The organism is Pseudomonas sp. ChxA, from assembly GCF_030263855.1.
In the GTDB taxonomy this organism is placed as follows: Bacteria; Pseudomonadota; Gammaproteobacteria; order Pseudomonadales; family Pseudomonadaceae; genus Aquipseudomonas; species Aquipseudomonas fluorescens_CB.
This window is the reverse complement of the sequence record NZ_JARPMK010000002.1, coordinates 713,699-731,774: the sequence shown is the minus strand read 5'-3', so window position 1 is coordinate 731,774 and position 18,076 is coordinate 713,699. Positions and strand designations below refer to the sequence as shown.

General features: G+C 54.3%; 16 protein-coding genes. 8 read left to right on the top strand and 8 right to left on the bottom strand.

Translation table 11 applies throughout. The annotated features are described in order from the left end of the window. Window positions 1-39 precede the first annotated feature (39 nt). The 8 genes from P5706_RS29065 (at window position 40) to P5706_RS29030 (ending at window position 10,213) form a co-directional block, all read left to right on the top strand. Window positions 40-735, top strand: coding sequence for a heavy metal response regulator transcription factor (locus P5706_RS29065; protein WP_008437429.1), 696 nt, complete (start codon window positions 40-42; stop codon window positions 733-735). Then, window positions 732-2,120, top strand: coding sequence for a copper resistance membrane spanning protein CopS (gene copS, locus P5706_RS29060; RefSeq protein WP_008437425.1), 1,389 nt, complete (start codon window positions 732-734; stop codon window positions 2,118-2,120). Before P5706_RS29065 ends, copS begins: the two co-directional genes overlap by 4 nt. A gap of 359 nt (window positions 2,121-2,479) precedes the next feature. Continuing rightward, entirely contained in the window at window positions 2,480-2,863 is a 384-nt protein-coding gene (gene copC / locus P5706_RS29055; protein ID WP_008437424.1) for a copper homeostasis periplasmic binding protein CopC, read from the top strand. Window positions 2,864-2,866: 3 nt separating this feature from the next. Then, window positions 2,867-3,805, top strand: a complete 939-nt coding sequence (copD, locus tag P5706_RS29050) for a copper homeostasis membrane protein CopD (RefSeq protein WP_008437423.1) — start codon at window positions 2,867-2,869, stop codon at window positions 3,803-3,805. A 74-nt stretch (window positions 3,806-3,879) separates the two neighbouring features. Then, complete coding sequence (locus tag P5706_RS29045; RefSeq protein ID WP_073844967.1) at window positions 3,880-4,221, top strand: hypothetical protein; 342 nt, start codon at window positions 3,880-3,882, stop codon at window positions 4,219-4,221. A 99-nt stretch (window positions 4,222-4,320) separates the two neighbouring features. Next, window positions 4,321-5,577 (top strand): TolC family protein, encoded by a 1,257-nt coding sequence (locus P5706_RS29040; RefSeq protein ID WP_008437421.1) that lies wholly within the window; start codon window positions 4,321-4,323, stop codon window positions 5,575-5,577. Beyond that, the gene (locus P5706_RS29035; RefSeq protein ID WP_008437420.1) at window positions 5,574-7,058 is read left to right on the top strand and encodes an efflux RND transporter periplasmic adaptor subunit; all 1,485 of its coding nucleotides are present in this window, start codon (window positions 5,574-5,576) and stop codon (window positions 7,056-7,058) included. The genes P5706_RS29040 and P5706_RS29035 overlap by 4 nt, the downstream gene beginning before the upstream one ends. Then, a complete protein-coding gene (locus P5706_RS29030) occupies window positions 7,055-10,213 on the top strand; it encodes an efflux RND transporter permease subunit (RefSeq protein ID WP_008437418.1) in 3,159 nt (1,052 codons plus the stop codon). Before P5706_RS29035 ends, P5706_RS29030 begins: the two co-directional genes overlap by 4 nt. A 105-nt stretch (window positions 10,214-10,318) precedes the next feature. Here the strand turns inward: P5706_RS29030 and P5706_RS29025 are convergent, their stop codons facing one another. Genes P5706_RS29025 through P5706_RS28990 form a run of 8 tightly spaced genes read right to left on the bottom strand, consistent with a single transcriptional unit; the run spans window position 10,319 to window position 18,073 of the window. After that, window positions 10,319-10,975, bottom strand: coding sequence for a DsbA family protein (locus P5706_RS29025; RefSeq protein ID WP_099313236.1), 657 nt, complete (start codon window positions 10,973-10,975; stop codon window positions 10,319-10,321). A 23-nt stretch (window positions 10,976-10,998) separates the two neighbouring features. After that, on the bottom strand, window positions 10,999-11,295 hold the full coding sequence (locus tag P5706_RS29020; protein WP_008437414.1) for a hypothetical protein: 297 nt from the start codon (window positions 11,293-11,295) through the stop codon (window positions 10,999-11,001). Further along, window positions 11,292-14,255 (bottom strand): conjugative transfer ATPase, encoded by a 2,964-nt coding sequence (locus tag P5706_RS29015; RefSeq protein ID WP_024073351.1) that lies wholly within the window; start codon window positions 14,253-14,255, stop codon window positions 11,292-11,294. The genes P5706_RS29020 and P5706_RS29015 overlap by 4 nt, the downstream gene beginning before the upstream one ends. Continuing rightward, a complete protein-coding gene (locus P5706_RS29010; protein ID WP_008437412.1) occupies window positions 14,255-14,683 on the bottom strand; it encodes a TIGR03751 family conjugal transfer lipoprotein in 429 nt (142 codons plus the stop codon). Before P5706_RS29010 ends, P5706_RS29015 begins: the two co-directional genes overlap by 1 nt. Continuing rightward, the gene (locus P5706_RS29005) at window positions 14,661-16,151 is read right to left on the bottom strand and encodes a TIGR03752 family integrating conjugative element protein (protein WP_024073352.1); all 1,491 of its coding nucleotides are present in this window, start codon (window positions 16,149-16,151) and stop codon (window positions 14,661-14,663) included. The genes P5706_RS29010 and P5706_RS29005 overlap by 23 nt, the downstream gene beginning before the upstream one ends. Beyond that, window positions 16,141-17,043, bottom strand: a complete 903-nt coding sequence (locus P5706_RS29000) for a TIGR03749 family integrating conjugative element protein (protein WP_008437410.1) — start codon at window positions 17,041-17,043, stop codon at window positions 16,141-16,143. Before P5706_RS29000 ends, P5706_RS29005 begins: the two co-directional genes overlap by 11 nt. After that, window positions 17,043-17,696: a PFL_4703 family integrating conjugative element protein gene (locus P5706_RS28995; protein ID WP_020302977.1), complete on the bottom strand. Its 654-nt coding sequence runs from the start codon at window positions 17,694-17,696 to the stop codon at window positions 17,043-17,045. The genes P5706_RS29000 and P5706_RS28995 overlap by 1 nt, the downstream gene beginning before the upstream one ends. Continuing rightward, the gene (locus P5706_RS28990) at window positions 17,693-18,073 is read right to left on the bottom strand and encodes a TIGR03750 family conjugal transfer protein (protein ID WP_008437403.1); all 381 of its coding nucleotides are present in this window, start codon (window positions 18,071-18,073) and stop codon (window positions 17,693-17,695) included. The genes P5706_RS28995 and P5706_RS28990 overlap by 4 nt, the downstream gene beginning before the upstream one ends. Window positions 18,074-18,076 lie beyond the last annotated feature (3 nt).

Here is an 18,076-nt window from a genome sequence, read left to right as displayed (position 1 = left end):
TTGCAGACTCAGCCTCACAATTATTCGAGAGCCATCCCCATGAGACTTCTGGTTGCGGAAGACGAACCCAAAATAGGTATTTATTTGCAGCAAGGACTCACCGAGGCGGGGTTCAATGTTGATCGTTTTACCAATGGCAAAGACGCGCTTCAGCACGCCTTGAGCGAGGCGTATGACCTGCTGATTCTCGATGTGATGATGCCTGGGCTGGATGGCTGGGAAGTACTTCAGAAAGTGAGAGCATCCGGAAAAAATGTCCCTGTGCTTTTCCTCACGGCGCGAGACCGAGTTGAGGATCGGGTAAAAGGACTTGAGCTGGGGGCTGACGATTACCTGATCAAACCCTTCGCATTTTCTGAATTGCTGGCTCGCGTCAGAACGCTGCTGCGTAGAGGTACCACTGCCCCCTCCCAAACCCATATGAAATTGGCTGATTTGGAGGTGGACCTCCTCAAACGCAGGGTTATCCGCGCAGGCAAACGTATAGATCTAACGGCCAAAGAGTTTGCGTTGCTCGAATTGCTGCTCCGTCGTCGAGGTGAGGTTCTGCCCAAGTCGCTTATTGCTTCCCAGGTCTGGGACATGAACTTTGACAGCGATACTAACGTCATCGAGGTTGCTGTCAGGAGGCTCAGAGCAAAGATTGATGATGATTTTGAGGTCAAGCTTATCCACACCTCTCGAGGCATGGGGTACATGCTGGATGCGCCGGATTCGGGGACGGGGTCGGAATGAAGCGAATGTCCCTGACTACGCGCATGAGCCTGATGTTCATGCTAGCTGTAACGGCTGTGCTCACCGTCGCTGGACTCAGTTTTAACAACCTCAGCCGGCATCATTTCAAGATGCTGGATCAGCAGGCGCTGAACGAAAAGCTTCACTCGACGCAAAGAATTTTGACTGGGTTGAACAGCATTGATCAATTCAGTGATGTTAAGCCTGAGCTGGAGGCACTGCTTGGTGCTCATCGTGATTTGACAGCTCTTATCATCGATGGTGACGGTAAGCTCCTGTTTGCTGACCCAGGTCCGATCGTAGTTCCTGAAGACTTCCGAACGGTCACAAACAGCAATGTCTGGGAGTGGCGAGACCAGGAGCAGATATTTCGAGGCGTGACGGCGCAAGCCATAGTGACGGGGCAGGACAAGCCATTGACAGTGATGTTGATCTTTGATGTTACTCAACATATGGCCTTCTTCGAGACGCTTGAACGATGGTTTTGGATAGGACTGGTGATAAGCGCGCTGGTCAGTGCTGCACTGGGCTGGATGGTAGCGCGTAGTGGACTACGACCTATTCGCCTAGTCACTCAGGTAGCAGCTTCGATGTCAGCTAAATCGCTCAAAGAGCGTATTCCATTAGGTCCCGTTCCCCAAGAGCTCCAGCAGATGGTGCTCTCGTTCAACGCAATGTTATCTAGACTGGACGATGCGTTTGTTCGTTTATCGAACTTCTCTGCGGACATTGCTCACGAATTACGGACACCCGTTAGCAATTTGATGACTCACACTGAAGTGATTTTATCTAGAAAAAGAAATATTGAGGACTACGAGGACAATCTGTACTCAAATCTTGATGACTTGAAACGTATGGGACGTATGATTGATGACATGCTTTTTCTAGCGAAATCAGATAACGGTCTAATTACACATGAAAACAAACCGATTGACCTGGTAGCAGTAGTAGAGAAATTACTCGAGTACTACCGTTTGCTGGCTGATGAGCGAGGGATCGACCTGAAGGTCACAGGCAGGGGTAGCGTCCGAGGTGACGTACTCATGCTCGACAGGGCCATCTCTAATCTGCTCTCAAATGCGCTCCGGTACACCCCCGAAGGAAAGTGTATTACTGTCGATATTCGGCAGAAAGGAACTTCAATATCAGTCTCTGTGGAGAACCCGGGAGAGCCCATTGCGTCCGAGCATCTTGAAAAGCTGTTTGATCGATTTTATCGCGTGGACCCAGCTCGCAGAGAAGGAAGTCCAAGTAATGCAGGGCTAGGTTTATCGATTACTCGATCTATCATTGAAGCGCATGACGGAAAAATATGGTGTACGTCGTTAAACGGAATAACAGCCTTTCATATTGAACTCCCATGTGCTGATGCAAGAAAGGTCTAAGACACCTTGTTCATATGTATGCAGGCAACATGTGGTTAGCTCAATAGGATCGTTTTTGGATGAGAGAAAACTCTTGGAGCGTTCCAAAGAAAGTCGCGTATTTGGCGCCGTATCCGGGCAGATCAGTGCCAAAAACCCGCCCCAAGCTGACTGAAATGTAATCGAACAGTTTGCGTTCATGTGGCATCGTGTACTCGCACTGTGACGTTGGAAATCTTGTGATTCCTCCCTGTCCAGCCGGCCCTAGAACACGGAATTTGCTAGGTATTCGTCAGTGGTTTTAACGAGCGTCAAAAAGTAAAAAACTAGATATTCCCTAAAAACCTAGAACCAACAGCTTTTGCTGTCAGGAGTCTTGCATGTCATTCCTTAAAACTACCACCGTAGCTGTTGCGCTGACTGCGGGTTTGCTTCTGAGTGCAGTTGCTCAGGCGCATCCAAAGCTGGTTTCTTCTACTCCCGCTGAAGGATCGGATGCGGCGGCTCCGTCTAAAATCGAACTGCACTTTTCTGAGAATCTAACGACTCAGTTCTCTGGTGCAAAGCTGATTATGACCGATATGCCTGGTATGCCGAATTCACCTATGGGCGTAAAAGCTAACGTGGCAGGTGGCGGTGATCCGAAGACGATGGTTATTACACCCGCATCGCCATTGACCACGGGTACTTACAAAGTCGAATGGCGTGCCGTTTCCTCGGACACTCACCCGATTACCGGCAACTTTTCTTTCAAAGTGAAATGATTCATGAGCGACTCATTAAATATCGTTGTTCGCTTTGCTCTTTATTTCGACCTGATGCTGTTATTTGGACTGGCAATTTTTGGTCTTTATAGCCTCAGGGGAAAAGAAAGAATATCGGGAACAGTTTTGAATTTTGAGTCGCTTCTTTACAGTACTTCTGCTGTAGGTGTAGCTCTGTCCCTTGCCGCCATGTTGTTACTTGCGAAAGCAATGAGTGGCGTGTCGGGTTTCATGGAGCTACATCACCATATCTTTCAAATGGTTCTCATGGGGACTGACGTCGGTTTGACCTGGATGGTCCGAATAGGGGCGTTGGTGACGGCCATTATTGGCGTTTCCCTGAACAAGCGCTTTCCAACACTGAGTCTTTGGATTGTCACTGTCTGTGGCGCGATTGCGCTAGCGACGCTGGCATGGACAGGGCACGGAGCAATGGACGAGGGGAGCCGTCGCTACTGGCACTTTATTAGCGATATCTTCCATCTTTTGGCCGCAGGCGGTTGGTTGGGTGCGCTAGCGGCATTTGCCCTGCTGCTGCGTTTGAAATCACTGAAAGGTGAGCGAGAAGCACGAATTCTTGCTCGGGTACTGACAGGGTTTGAATCGGCCGGCGCGGTGATTGTAGTGATCATCAGCATTACGGGAGTGGCGAACTACCTATTTATCGTTGGGCCAAATCTGGATGAGGTGATGCTCAGCACTTATGGCGAGTTGCTATTTTTGAAGGTCCTGCTCTTTGCCGGGATGATCGTATTAGCGACGCTCAACCGTTTTCACCTAAGCCCGCTCTTGGAACGTTCTGTTCGAAATGGAGACTATGCTGTCGCGGTCAATGCCTTGCGCCGTAGCATGAAGCTCGAATTTTCAATGGCAGTCATCATTATTTGTCTAGTCGCATGGTTAGGTACTTTAAGCCCGGTCATGGAAATGAGCGCGGCATAGCGGTTGGTGATGGCCGACTAAGGAGTCTCAAGGGTGAATTGTAAGGGCCATTTGCACCGTCTACACTCCAGCTCATGAAACGCTACCTGCGGTTTTGCCTAATTTTCCTGATTAGCTTGGCGCTTCCCCTCAGCGGGATGGCGGGTGTTCAGACATCGATTGAACCATGCCCGATGAAAACCATGGGCATGGCGATGATGGATGGTATGGGGCAAGACTGCTGCCACGACATGAAAAGTCCCACCGAGCATGGCAAACCTTGTAAGCCCGGTCAGGAATGCAAAACTGGCGGCATGTTGCAAGTATCGATCATCAAGCCTCCTATCACCCTGTCCAGTCCTCTCATTCTATCATTCTCCAGCCATTTCCCGCTCGTACAAACCTCTTCAGGGGTATGGCGACCCCCACGTACTTGATTCCTGTACCACACTGAGCCTCATTCCGCGTTAGCGGGATGGCATATCTGCGCGCATGTCTTATGAAGCGCGCGGTGGATCATCACAGGAATCGTGAACATGAACTCCAAGTGCTGTTGCACAGGTTGGTCCTTCCTGGCCGGCCTGGCGGCAAGCGTACTTGCATTGCCGAGCTTCGCTAGCGCATTGACATTCGATGAAGCGCTGCGTCTGGCCGAAAACAATGCACCATCGTTGACCGCACAAGACGCCAAAATTCAAGCAGCCACTAGCGCGGCCATTCCCGCCGGCGAACTACCCGATCCCAAGCTACTGCTGGGCGTGCAGAACTACCCCATTGGTGGACCCGACAGATGGAGCATCGACCAGGACTTCATGACCATGCAAGTGGTCGGGATTAGGCAGGAGATGCCCAACAGCGACAAGCGCAAAGCACGTATCGAGGTCGCGGATGCGGCTGTTGATCGAGCGTCAGCCGAGCGTCGAGTGGCGCGTCTGAACGTCCGACAGTCCACGGCATTAGCCTGGATCAGAAGCTACTCGGTTGAGCGTAAAGATGCGTTGTTCCAGGACTTCTACAAAGAAAACCGTCTTCTGACCGATACCGTCAGAGCTCAGATTGCGGGTGGCCGAGCCCAACCCGCCGATGCGGTGACACCTAAACAGGAAGCTGCTCAACTGGCTGAGCAGCAGGATGATTTAGTTCGTCAACGTGCACAGGCCCGGGCCGCCCTCAAGCGCTGGATTGGCCCTGCCGCCGATGACAAACCGGTAGGCGGTTTGCCTGATTGGCCTATTGAGACCTCAGGTTACTCCCATAAGCTGCAACATCACCCCGAATTAGCGGCTTTTGTGCCGATGACCCGTGAAGCACAAGCCAAGATCCGTGAAGCTGAGGCGGAAAAGCAGTCTGACTGGAGCTGGGAATTCGATTATCAGCACCGAGGCCAACAATTCGGTGACATGGTCAGCGTGCAGTTTTCATGGGATCTCCCGCTGTTCCCTAACTCTCGGCAAAACCCCAAGATTGCGGCCAAGCACGCCGAACTAAACCAGCTTGAGGCTGAGCGCGAAGCCCTGTCACGCGAGCATACCCAGCAACTGGAGGATGAGTTGGCTGACTACGAGCGCCTCAATCGTGCAGTCAGCCGTAATCAGGAAAGCTTGTTGCCGTTGGCTAAAGAAAAGGTCGAACTCACGATGGCCAGCTACCGCTCCGGCAAGGGTGATTTGAACTCGGTTGTTGCCGCCCGACGCGAACTCATCGAAGCCCGTCTCAAGCAGGTTGACGTTGAAGAGCAACGTGCCCTGACCAGCGCTCGCCTGTATTTCTCTTACGGGGAGTCCGCTCAATGATTTTTAAATTATGGAAAGGGACTTTAATCATCGGCATCTCGATTGCCTTGGGTGTTGCCGGGGGTTACTGGTTAGCCCAACCGCGAATGAGCGGAGTAGCTGGTGTCGTACCGGATCATGAACCCAAAGCCTCTGCCGATCGAAAAGTTCTGTATTGGTATGATCCCATGTACCCACAACAGAAATTCGATAAACCGGGTAAGTCACCCTTCATGGACATGCAGATGATCCCTCAATACGCAGATACCAAGGGGGACAGCGCTGCCATTCGAATTGATCCAAGCCTGACTCAGAACCTTGGTGTGCGACTGGCTAGTGTCAGTCGAGGCGTATTTGCCTCGACACTGAACGTGGTAGGTGTGCTGGCCTTCAACGAACGGGACGTTGCAGTCATTCAGGCCCGTACAGCGGGTTTTGTCGAGCGTGTGTATGCCCACGCACCTGGTGATGTGCTGAAAGCGAATGCCGCCTTGGCAGATATCTTGGTGCCGGAGTGGGCAGCTGCTCAGGAGGAATTTCTCGCCCTCAAGCGTAGTGGCGATGCTGGCTTGCTGACAGCGGCCCGGCAGCGACTGCGGCTAACCGGAATGCCACTTACGTTAATTGCTCAAGTTGAGCGCACTGGCAAAGTTCAATCGAACCTGACGCTGACCAGCCCTATTGGTGGTGTGCTTCAAGAGCTGAGTGTGCGTGAAGGTATGACGGTGGCCGCAGGCGAGACGTTGGCTCGTGTTAATGGTTTGAGCAGTGTCTGGCTGGCCGTGGCTGTACCAGAGGCGGAAGCTGGGTCAATCGTAGTAGGGCAAGCAGCTGAAGCGCGTTTATCCGCATTCCCTGGAGTTGTGCTCAAGGGCGTCGTCAGTGCGATTCTTCCGGAAACCAGTTCGGACAGTCGCACACTTCGCGTTCGAGTTGAGTTACCCAATCCAGATGGCCGACTCAGACCAGGTTTGACCGCACAGGTAAGCCTCAATCGTTCAACGGAGCAAAGTGTTCTGTGGGTGCCGAGCGAGGCCGTCATTCGTACCGGTCGACGTGCGTTGGTCATGCTCTCTGAAGACGCTGGTCGATATCGCCCGGTGGAGGTGCAGCTAGGCCAGGATAACGATGGCAAGACGGCGATATTGAAAGGCTTGGAAGAGGGGCAGAAAGTGGTGACCTCTGGCCAGTTCCTGCTCGACTCGGAGGCCAGTCTCAAGGGCGTTGTCGCAAGCTCATTGGACGTTTCGCCATCTACTATGCCCGTTGGCGCTTTGCATGAGGCCGATGGTCAGATCGTTGAGATCAACGACAAAGAAGTCACGCTCGCCCACGGTCCCTTCAAGACATTGGGTATGCCAGGCATGACGATGACTTTCCCTCTCGCCACTCCTGCTCTGATGAAGGGCCTAAAAACGGGCGACAAGGTTCGGATCGCTGTTAGCCAGACGGACGATGGTCTGCGTGTTGAACGTCTGGAACGCTCTGGGGGCCAGCCATGATTGCGGCCCTTATTCGCTGGTCGGTGGCCAACCGCTTTCTTGTGTTGCTGGCGACGCTGTTCGTCACGGCATGGGGGATCTGGGCGGTTCAAAGTACGCCCATCGATGCATTGCCAGACCTGTCGGATGTTCAGGTAATTATCCGTACACCTTACCCAGGCCAAGCCCCACAGATCGTCGAAAACCAGGTGACCTATCCACTGGCAACCACCATGCTCTCGGTACCTGGGGCCAAGACTGTGCGCGGTTACTCCTTCTTTGGCGACAGCTTCGTTTATGTGCTGTTCGAAGACGGAACTGACTTGTACTGGGCCCGCTCGCGGGTGTTGGAATACCTGAGCCAGATACAAAGCCGCCTACCAGCCAGTGCTAAGCCAGCCTTAGGACCTGATGCCACTGGCGTTGGCTGGATTTTCCAGTACGCGTTGGTTGATCGCAGCGGTGGGCACGATCTGGCGCAACTGCGAGCCCTACAGGACTGGTTTCTCAAATTCGAGCTCAAGACGCTGCCGAACGTTGCGGAAGTTGCCACCGTAGGTGGCATGGTCAAACAGTATCAGGTCCAGCTCGATCCGCTAAAGTTGGCGAACTTGGGTATCACGCAGTCTGAGGTGACCGAGGCGATCGGCAAAGCCAATCAGGAAACCGGTGGAGCCGTGCTGGAAATGGCGGAGACAGAGTTCATCGTACGAGCTTCCGGCTACCTAAAGACGCTCAATGACTTTCGCGCCATCCCGCTCAAACTGGGCGCGGGCAGTGTGCCGGTCACGTTGGGCGATGTTGCCACGATTCAGTTAGGGCCTGAGATGCGTCGAGGCATTACCGAACTCGACGGTGAAGGTGAGACCGTCGGCGGCGTGGTGATTCTGCGCAGCGGGAAGAATGCTCGTGAAACCATTGCGGCGGTCAAAACCAAACTCGACGAGCTGAAAAGCAGTCTGCCGGCGGGGGTTGAAATCGTCACCACCTACGACCGCAGCAAGTTGATTGATCGTGCCGTGGAAAACCTCAGCCACAAGCTGATCGAAGAGTTCATCGTCGTCGCGTTGGTCTGCGGAATCTTTCTCTGGCACCTGCGTTCATCTCTGGTGGCAATCATTTCCCTGCCGGTTGGGGTGCTGATCGCCTTCATCGTGATGCGCTATCAGGGTATCAACGCCAACATCATGTCCCTTGGCGGGATTGCCATCGCCATCGGCGCTATGGTCGACGCTGCCGTGGTGATGATTGAAAATGCCCACAAGAAGGTCGAGGCTTGGCACGTGGCCAATCCTGGGGAGGAACTGAAAGGTGAACGTCATTGGCACGTGATGACTGAAGCGGCTGCCGAGGTAGGACCTGCATTGTTCTTCTGTCTGCTGATCATCACCCTGTCGTTCATTCCGGTGTTCACGCTGGAGGCTCAGGAAGGACGTCTATTCGGTCCATTGGCGTTCACCAAAACCTACGCTATGGCCGCAGCGGCTGGACTGTCGGTAACTCTCGTACCGGTGTTGATGGGGTATTGGATTCGTGGACGAATTCCCAATGAGCAGCAGAATCCGCTAAATCGCTGGTTGATCCGGATCTACGAACCCGCTCTGGACGCCGTATTACATCGACCTAAAATAACGCTGCTGGTTGCGTTGCTAGTCTTTGTCAGCGCGTTGTGGCCGATCTCTCGTCTGGGTGGTGAGTTTCTTCCCCCGCTGGACGAAGGGGACCTGCTCTATATGCCATCAGCTCTGCCTGGATTATCGGCGCAGAAGGCCGCGCAACTGCTTCAACAGACTGACCGTCTGATAAAGACAGTTCCAGAGGTCGAACACGTTTTCGGCAAAGCCGGCCGCGCTGAAACCGCGACTGACCCAGCACCTTTGGAAATGTTCGAAACCACCATCCAATTCAAACCACACGAACAGTGGCGCCCAGGCATGACCCAGGAAAAGCTCGTTGAGGAGCTAGACCAAGCGGTGCGTGTCCCAGGATTGACCAACATCTGGATACCGCCGATTCGTAACCGCATCGACATGCTGGCCACTGGCATAAAAAGCCCTATTGGTGTGAAGGTTGCCGGTACCAACCTGACGGAGATCGATGCCGTCACCCAAGCCATCGAACGTGTTGCCAAGGATGTCTCAGGTGTGAGTTCAGCGTTGGCCGAACGACTGACCGGTGGCCGCTATATTGATGTGGATATCGATCGTAAAGCTGCGGCCCGCTATGGGTTAAATATTGCCGATGTGCAATCGATCGTGGCCGGCGCAATCGGCGGTGAAAACGTCGGGGAGACGATTGAAGGGTTGGCTCGTTTCCCAATTAACGTACGTTACCCTCGTGAGTGGCGGGATTCACTCGGCGCTCTGGAGCAGTTACCTATCTATACCCCTCTAGGCAGCCAGATCACTCTTGGCACCGTTGCGAAGATCAAGGTCAGCGATGGTCCGCCGATGCTTAAGAGTGAGAACGCCCGACCTTCAGGCTGGGTGTATATCGACGTGCGGGGACGGGATATTGCTTCGGTAGTCGCCGATCTACGACGGGTCGTCAGCGAGCAGGTTAAGTTGCAGCCTGGTATGAGCCTGAGCTACGCAGGACAGTTCGAATTTCTCGAAAGGGCCAACGCACGACTCAAGCTGGTGGTGCCTGCCACGCTGTTGATCATCTTCGTGCTGCTTTATTTAACCTTTGCTCGCTTCGATGAGGCCTTGCTGATCATGGCCACTCTGCCATTCGCACTGACTGGTGGGGTATGGTTTCTCTATCTATTGGGATTCAACCTGTCGGTCGCCACTGGTGTCGGCTTTATCGCTTTGGCCGGTGTTTCTGCCGAATTTGGCGTAATTATGCTGCTTTATCTGAAGAACGCCTGGGCTGAGCGTGAAGACCTCGGCGATAGGACCGAGCACGGGCTGATGGCCGCGATTCGTGAAGGCGCTGTCCAGCGCGTTCGGCCCAAAGCCATGACTGTGGCTGTCATCATTGCTGGCTTGTTACCCATTTTGCTGGGCAGCGGGACCGGCAGCGAGGTGATGAGCCGAATTGCGGCACCCATGGTTGGAGGCATGATTACCGCGCCCTTGCTGTCGCTGTTTGTCATTCCGGCAGCCTATCGACTGATGCGTCGCCGGCACCTCTCAGTTGAGCCCATCAATCCTCAAGAAAAAGTCGTATGAAACTGACCCTGATTGCAGTTGCAAACACCGTATTTGCGCTGTCTCTTTCGGCCCACGCGTAGGACATGCCGGGCATGAAAATGTATGAATGGAATGCAAGCTCATTTAATGACAATGGCTAAGTGATTTAACGTTCGACTTTTGCAGAGCGTCGCAGCTCTTTTTTTGAGCCAGCCAATCACGAGCTGATAATAACAATACCCCGTCAGCTGGTCCCTCAAGCTTTACGGAGCTGCCAGTCGTGTTGTCTTTAATTATCACAGTAGGAGTTGCCGTAATGCCCGCTTTGAGGGCCTCCTCGACCTGTTGGCCAACATGCCGGGCGATCACTTTGTCGGTAGCTGCACAGGACAATAAGTCCTGGTAAGTAACATCAACGACGTTCAGATGCCCATTGAAACCCTCACCGTTGCTACGGGTCCGGTCAAAAATCTGGTCAATGGCTTGCCAGAAGGCAGGTGCGCCACCAAGCGCCCCCGCACATTCAGCGAGCTTGGCTTCGTGTAATGCGGTCGGACCGTGCACATCCAGTGGCAGATGATGCCACTGCAGGTTTACATCCTTCTGCTGCTGTATCCAGGTTTTCAACGCAGGTGTGTACGTCTTGCAGTAGGGGCACTCCAGATCCGCGAACTCAGTCACAGTCCAGCGTGCTTTGGAAGGACCAAACAACCACGGGCCTGTGTTGTGCGGGGATGGTATCTCACTTCGAGTGAGGGCTAAGCAGGCCATCGATGTGCCTGCCAAAACGCACCCCAGCATCAACCAATATTTGCGAAGGCCTATCATGCCCGAGCCTCTGCTGGCTTCGATGAAAGCAGCGCTTGTTTACGAAGGGCCTCAAGAAGAGCGTTCTCAGCATTCTCGGGTTGTGGGTGCTGTAGCAGCCAATTGGCTAACACCGCGTGAAGTTGGGACTCGATGTCACGACGATCCACCGCACGAACCAAAACCTGTTGCAGTTGCTCTATCAAAACGGGGGCACACACCTCAAGGGTTTGAAGGGCGTCTTCACCCGGTTGTTCAAGCAGCTGGGTCAGACTTTCTATAAGGTTCTGGGTCAGGGAATTCAATGCTCTCATGCTTGGCGCTCCAAGGCCGTGACTTGCTCGGGGAAAGTAATGATGTGAGGTTCGATACCGCGATAGCGGTCAAGCGTTGCAGCAACTTCAATGGCCGCATCCAGCTCGCTGCAGCCTTTGGCTTGCATGATGTCGAAGCGTTGCTTTTTCTCTTCCGGCTCGGTCATGGCCAGGGCCAGATACAAACTCGGTGGTACCGCCCGGAATAACATTTCCATGCTTTTGGACAACACGACGCCCTCGGTGAATTTGCCGCTTTCTTTACGCGCTGACAGCATCATCGACTTCTGTGCAGGAGTCAGTTCACGAAACCGCGCGATCTTCTCCACCTCATCAGGCGGCATGTTTAAGCACATCCACCACTCGATCATGTTGAGCAGGGCTGAGGCCTCTGGCGGCACGTCGTCAACGTTCTGGGTGGCCATCCAGAACCAGGCGCCGAGCTTTCGCCACATTTTGGTAATCTTGACGGAGTAGGGGGATAGGAGTGGGACCTTCAACTGGATGTGGCCTTCGTCGGTGAAGCAGATCAGCGGACGGCCTTTAAACTGGTCACGCTCGGCAATGTTGTTGACCGTGTTGAGCAGGGAAATATAAGCGATGGCCATCTGTGCGCTATAGCCTTCTCGCGCATAGGTGGCAAGGTCGACAATGGTAATGTCCGCTTCTGGCCATGGGGTGCCAGGACGGTTGAACATGTCGCCTTCGGTGCCCATACAGAACATGGACAAGGCTTCCGCCATCTCCAAGAATCGTGAGCTTCGGGCGTCTGGAATACCGGGCTCGAGTCCCATTTCTCGCAGCGCTTCACGGATATCTTCCGGCAGAACGATACGTTGCTCCGTCACGCATTTTTTCGCTGCATTCAGTATGCATTGGCGGATGGCGCTACGGTCGGCACGAGTAAGACGGGCATCCTCTTTTTCTTCACCACCGGTGATCATCAGCCTGGCCGCAATTTCCATCTCGCCCAGGATGTCGCGTTGTTCATCCTCGGTCTGGCTAGTCAGATGTTCGTCCGACGCCTCAAGATCATCAGCTTGGATAATCTTCACGTTTTGGCTGGGTTCGATGAGCTTCACGGCATCAGCGAATGGCGCGAGGCTGACACCCGATCCAGGTGCAAGTCGAACCCGGTTTACCGTCAAACCCAACTTTTTGGCGAAATCACCGAGTAAGCCGAAGCTGTTGCCAGCCTCCACAATGAATAGACGTGGCCGATAGATGGCGATGATTTGGCTAAGGATGTTTGTCGCGCTGGCCGATTTACCTGAACCCGTAGGCCCGAAAATGAACAAATGCGCGTTCATCTGCCGGTCCAGCTTGTTCAGCGGGTCGAAGGTTATCGGCGCTCCCCCACGGTTAAACAGGGTAATACCCGGGTGCCCGGTTCCGGTCGACCTACCCCAGACGGGGGCCAGGTTCGCAATGTGTTGGGCGAACATCAGTTGTGCGTACCACTCCAGTGCTTTGCGCGCATTGGGGTCGAAGTTGCCGGGTAGCCATCTAAGGTAGGAGTTCAGCGGTGCCACTTCATCCCGAGGTTCCACCGGCTCCATGCCCGCACCCAGCAATGCGCTGCTGAGTTGCAAACTGCGTTCGTGCAGCTGGGCATCATCTTTACCCCGCAGGTAAAACGCTACGCTACCTCTGTACAGCTTGTGCTTGCGCCCGAGCAACTGACGGGCGGTGGCGACGTCTTCGCGTGTCAGGATCGAGGCCTGAGTGTCTCCAACTGCCTTGCGTGAAAGCTGTTCCAGATGCCCTTCGAGAATGTCCTGCGGGGTGATCACGAGAGTGATACAGAGAATGGTGTCCTCTGGCATTTTGTCGAACAGTGCGTTGAGCGCATCACCGCCCTTTCGGGTTTCACCGGTTAAGTGCCCGGTCTTGGGAGCATCCCTCAAGCGGTCAAGCATCACCACCTGATGGGGAAGGCCGTCGAAATACCACAGACCTTTCTCTATATCTGACAGTGGTTCGCGATAAAACAGGTTTTGCGAGAAGTCAGTGCCGCTGGCGAGCGGCAGCTCGCCCTCTGCAGCACCAGGTGCTTGCTTGCACACCAATTCGTAGAAGCGGCGAATATCTGCATCGGCAGGGCCAAGATGATCGGGACGTGGATTGAACCAATGAATCAGCCAATGGCGAATGGCGTGGCCATCCATGCGATGGGTTTTAATGCCGGCGTTCGCCAAGCCGCCCACCAAGCGATCGCAGATGATTTTCAGGTAAGGACCTGGTGCCTGGCCTCGCACATCCGCTTGCGCGCCTTGGGTACGGCGGTAGACAACAACACGGACGCGGCGCTGTTGGCCCCTCCAGGGCAGTTGGCTGACCTTGGTGTCTTCAAACAGCCCGCCTGGTTTGGAGATGGATTCCAGGTGTTGCTTCATCAGCTTCAAATAAAGCTCGGTGAATGCACTGCCTTGTGCGCGTGGTTGAACGTAGTCATGCAGTTGCTGAAGGTAATCGTCCCAGCTGGTTTCGTCCTGGGCATAGAGCTGAACCACCCAGGGTGAGGTTTCAAGCTCGTCGAAGGAGTCCTGGAGGGCGTTTTCCAGGGCGTCGCGGGCCTTGCGTAACCATTCGGGATCCCGACCTTCAGTACCAATCGGTGTCAGCTCAAAAAAGGCAGCACGAGACACGCCGTCTTCCAATAGCATGGCTTTTTCTGCAGGCAGGTAATCTACCCACGGCAGTAGGTCTACGAAGGAGGGGTTGACGTGGTATAGACGGTCAGCATCAGCGGTTGTGGCTGGCTTTTTCTTTGGGTTACGCCAATCGCTCGGCGAGGGAATACCCATGGCAGCAAGGCGTTCGTAGTAACGCTCTGTAGCAGCCTCAAACGTCTCGGTTGCTGGTCCCTGCACATCGTCAGATAACGGCGAACCTGGTGTTACGCCAGGTTCCACACGCTCTGTCGCCCGTCGCGTTTTGAATCGTTCAAAAAAACCCATCAATATGCCTCCGTGCGTTCGCCAGGCATGGCGTATTGCACCCGCTGATACAGCGGAAACACCGTGGTGTAGCCTGGGATCGGTGCCGGGTCTGAACCCGCTAAATGAGGAAAGACGTACATCACCAGGTCGGGATTGGGTAGGCGTTTAAATTGGCTGTAGATCTCGTTTTGTGCGGTACGTGTGAACATGGTGTTGTCTGTTTCCCTCGTCTCCAGAGGCCGACGAAGATCTTGGCGTGCATCGAGCAATTGGCGGCTGCTCGAGCTGCTTGAGCCGCTGGAGCCTTGATCCCAAACGTCCATCATTGTGCGGTCCCCATGGGGGAGCAATTCGTCTTTGTTGGTGGAACAGGCCGAGGCGAGTAGGGCGATGGCCAGGTATGCACCTAGTTTTAAGCCATGATTAGTCAAGCGCAGTCGAAACATGACGGGCTCCTGAGCGATAGTTGACCTTGCGGCCATTGAGTTCGTAATCGATGGTCAGTTGCTGGTCCAGGTGCACAGCTATCTTTGCCCCGGGTTGTACATACACCGCTGCGAAGGCTTGCCCGTAGAGTTTGTTGACCCAGCTGGAGACGTCATTGACGCCCTGGCCAATAATTTTGCCCATGGCTTCACTGCCCGAGCCGCCGACAGAACCGATGGTCCCGGACTGAGGGTTTATAAAAGAGCCGCTGTTTCCATCTGACTTGATGAGGGAGGCAGCACCTGCGCCGGCGGCGGTAATCAGTACCTGCGAGCCAATGTATTGCGAGGCGTTGCTTTTGCGGTCGCCACTGATACAAGGAATGCCATAGGCATCGCTTATCCAGCCCAGGCCACCCTGAATGGTGGTTTGGTTGCCATTGTTCTGATTGTTACTATTTTGACTGCTATTCGTTTCTTCCTGAGGTTGTGGCAGCGTGCGCACAGTGCCGTCATTGAAGACGAACGTCAGGCTTTTGATCTGACCGCGTACGCAAGACAGGGTCCAATCGCCGGAAGCCGTTCCGCTGGCCACCGCGCCGGCGACGTCGGGCAAGTCGATGCCGTTGGCCGTGAGATTGTCCGGCCCGATCAATACCTTGAACGGGTAGGGGTCGTTGACAGTGCCGTCAATGGGCACCCGGCCGATCAGCGCGGACATGGCCACCGAACCCATCAATGTCGAGTTCTGCGGCAAGGTGTAGACCTTGCGCACCTGTTTGCGGGCCTCCTGTGGCGAGATTTCATTCGCAACACTTTGAGCGCCCGTGCGCAGTGCATTTTGTCCTCGGTCCACGGACTCGCCAAAAGAGGTCGGGAAGTTGAAGCCGCTTGCCGTTTGATTTGTCCCTGCAGCGATGGGCTTGCCGTTGACATCGACCGGCGTTGCGTCCTGCGGCTCTATCCAAACAACGTCCGCGCCAGGTCCGCCTTTGAAGCCTTGACCGTCACCTGGCTGAACGCCGAAGCCGATCGGCAAATCAGATCCAGACTCATTGCCACTGCCCGATTTGCTGCTCAGGGTATTGTACTGCTGCTGCAGTGTGTCCAAGAGGGTTTGGCTCTGTTGTTGCGCCTCCTGCTTCATCGTTTGCTGAACGTTCTGCAGTTTGTTATCGACGTTGAGGTCGATGTTCTGCAGGCGTTTTTGCAGCTCGATGTTCTGTTGCTTTAGTTCGTCATTGTTCTTCAAAGCATTGGAGACTTGGTCCTTGAGTTGTCTGCTTTCCACGACAATGGTGCGCAATGTGTCGCTGGGTGTATCTCCGTCAACCCCAAGCTTTTTAGCCTCCTTCGTACTAAGTACAACCGTTTCCGGCGCATGAACCTGTTGGTCGGCACTTTCGCGATTGAATAATTTGACCACTACGTATATCGCCAGGATCGCGAACGGTATGACCAGGTATTTAACAAGTGGATTACTCTTCACGACGGCCTCCCTTCGGATCGATCTGGCTGATGGCGGCCGGCAATAACGATTCGGCTAGACCATGACCACGGGTCACCAAGTAGACCGTCGAGGTGTCGCTGGAATCACCTTTGGCGCCAAGGTAGGGATGCTGAAAAGTCGCGGTGACAAAGTCACCCATCAGGTCACGCGGATCCAATGTGAGGTTTTGGGCGCTTGTGTTACGTAGCTTCACCGCCGTGACCCAATACTCGTCTAACCGCCACGACCCCAACGCAGAGGCTTCGACCGGCAATATCGGCATTAGGGTGGTGAGGTCCAAACCGCGCTTCAGATTGATCTGAGCAATCCCCTCCACGGGCTCAACGGTGCGTAGGGGCGCGTAAAGCATCTGTGCGGCATAGCGCGTCATGACCACCGGAAGAGGGGTCTCACGACGCGGTTTCGGCGCGTCCTCATCCTCCTCGGCTTGAGCGCTGGCTTGGGCCGTGGAAGAAGTTGAATGGTTGCTTGTAGGTTTGGCGTTGACTTGGCCGTAACGCGGGGCGGGACTGTCCCCGGCTACAATTTTAGCCGGCTCGGATGCGACCTGATTTGGTTTCCCTACCGTTGCGATGATATCCACGAGCATGATCTCACCGGAGTTCATGTTCTGCAGCTGTAAGCGAGTCGGTTCAATCGGCTCTTTCGCCAACAGGTAGAGGGCACCACCGGTGCTCTGCACGCGCAGTTTGTCGACGAGGTTACGAGGCAGACCCACCCGTACGTTTTGGTCCACAAAGACAATACGCTCCTGACCCACGATCAAGGGCAGTGCTATAGGGATACGATCCCAGCGCAGGATTTCGACGGCGTTGGCCAACCCGCAGAAGTGAAGGGCTACGAGCCCGATGATCAGTAGGCGGCGTGTCATCATTTGCCTCCTGCTCTGGTCGTTTCTGCGGAGACTTCGATGCGTTGTGGATTACTGCTATAACAGTCCCAGGCCAAGCCGAATGGGTTTTTTTCGGGATCGACGTCGAATCGGATAATTCTTAACGGATAGCGAGCAAATGCCCGCTTTACGCGCTCCCCGCCGTAGTGCTCGTCAGCGGTGATGTCCAGGTTGACGGTCCAGTCATTGATGCTGTGCTGTTCAATATGTTGCTCAGACTTATCGTCGATGCCTCTGCCTGGAATTTCAAATACACCCCGCTCACGTTTGCGCAGTTCCCCGCTATTGCGGCGTAGCTCGAAATCTTTCTGCAAGTAGGCTTTGCAGCTGGGAGTCAGGTAGCTTTCCAAGCGGGTAATGTTGTCCTCGTAGTCGGTTTCACCGTCAACGGGCCAACGGTTCATCTGCTGAAAAATGTACAGACCGAAGGCGTATACCGACTCCGGTGGAATATCCCACCACTTACGGGTGCTACCTGAACGTAGATCTGGAGGTACATGAACAGTTAGGTCACGCGGTGCGCTCTGCCAGCCATAAGCCATGTACAGACCCAGGGCAATGAGAAAACCAATGACCATGCGCAGGCTGTTAATGTGGGCCAGTTGGGCGTCTACTTTTTTACGGTAAGTCATTGAACCTCCGTTCGATGACAGGTCCACGCACCTGTACGAGTAATCAGCAGGGCTTTATTCCAGGTAGGAAAGAACCGCGCGATGTTCAATTGCATCTGGCGGTATAGCCATGTATCAGGTCGGCCGCGTTTCCACCGACGCAAGAAACGACTGGCAAGAAACAGCCCTAGGACAGCACAGAGCATGGCGGCGCCGATGATAAGTGCCCAAATCTGGGTCAATATCGCGGCCGGAATACCGATAACCAGCCCTGCGCCGGTGCTCAACGCCAAGGTGGCCCACATTTCGTCAGCGGTAAGGCCGCCCATGATGACTGGCTGATTGTTCAATCGCACAGGGAGGAAAATCAGGGTCCCATCGTCTGAGAGTTCTGTCATGGC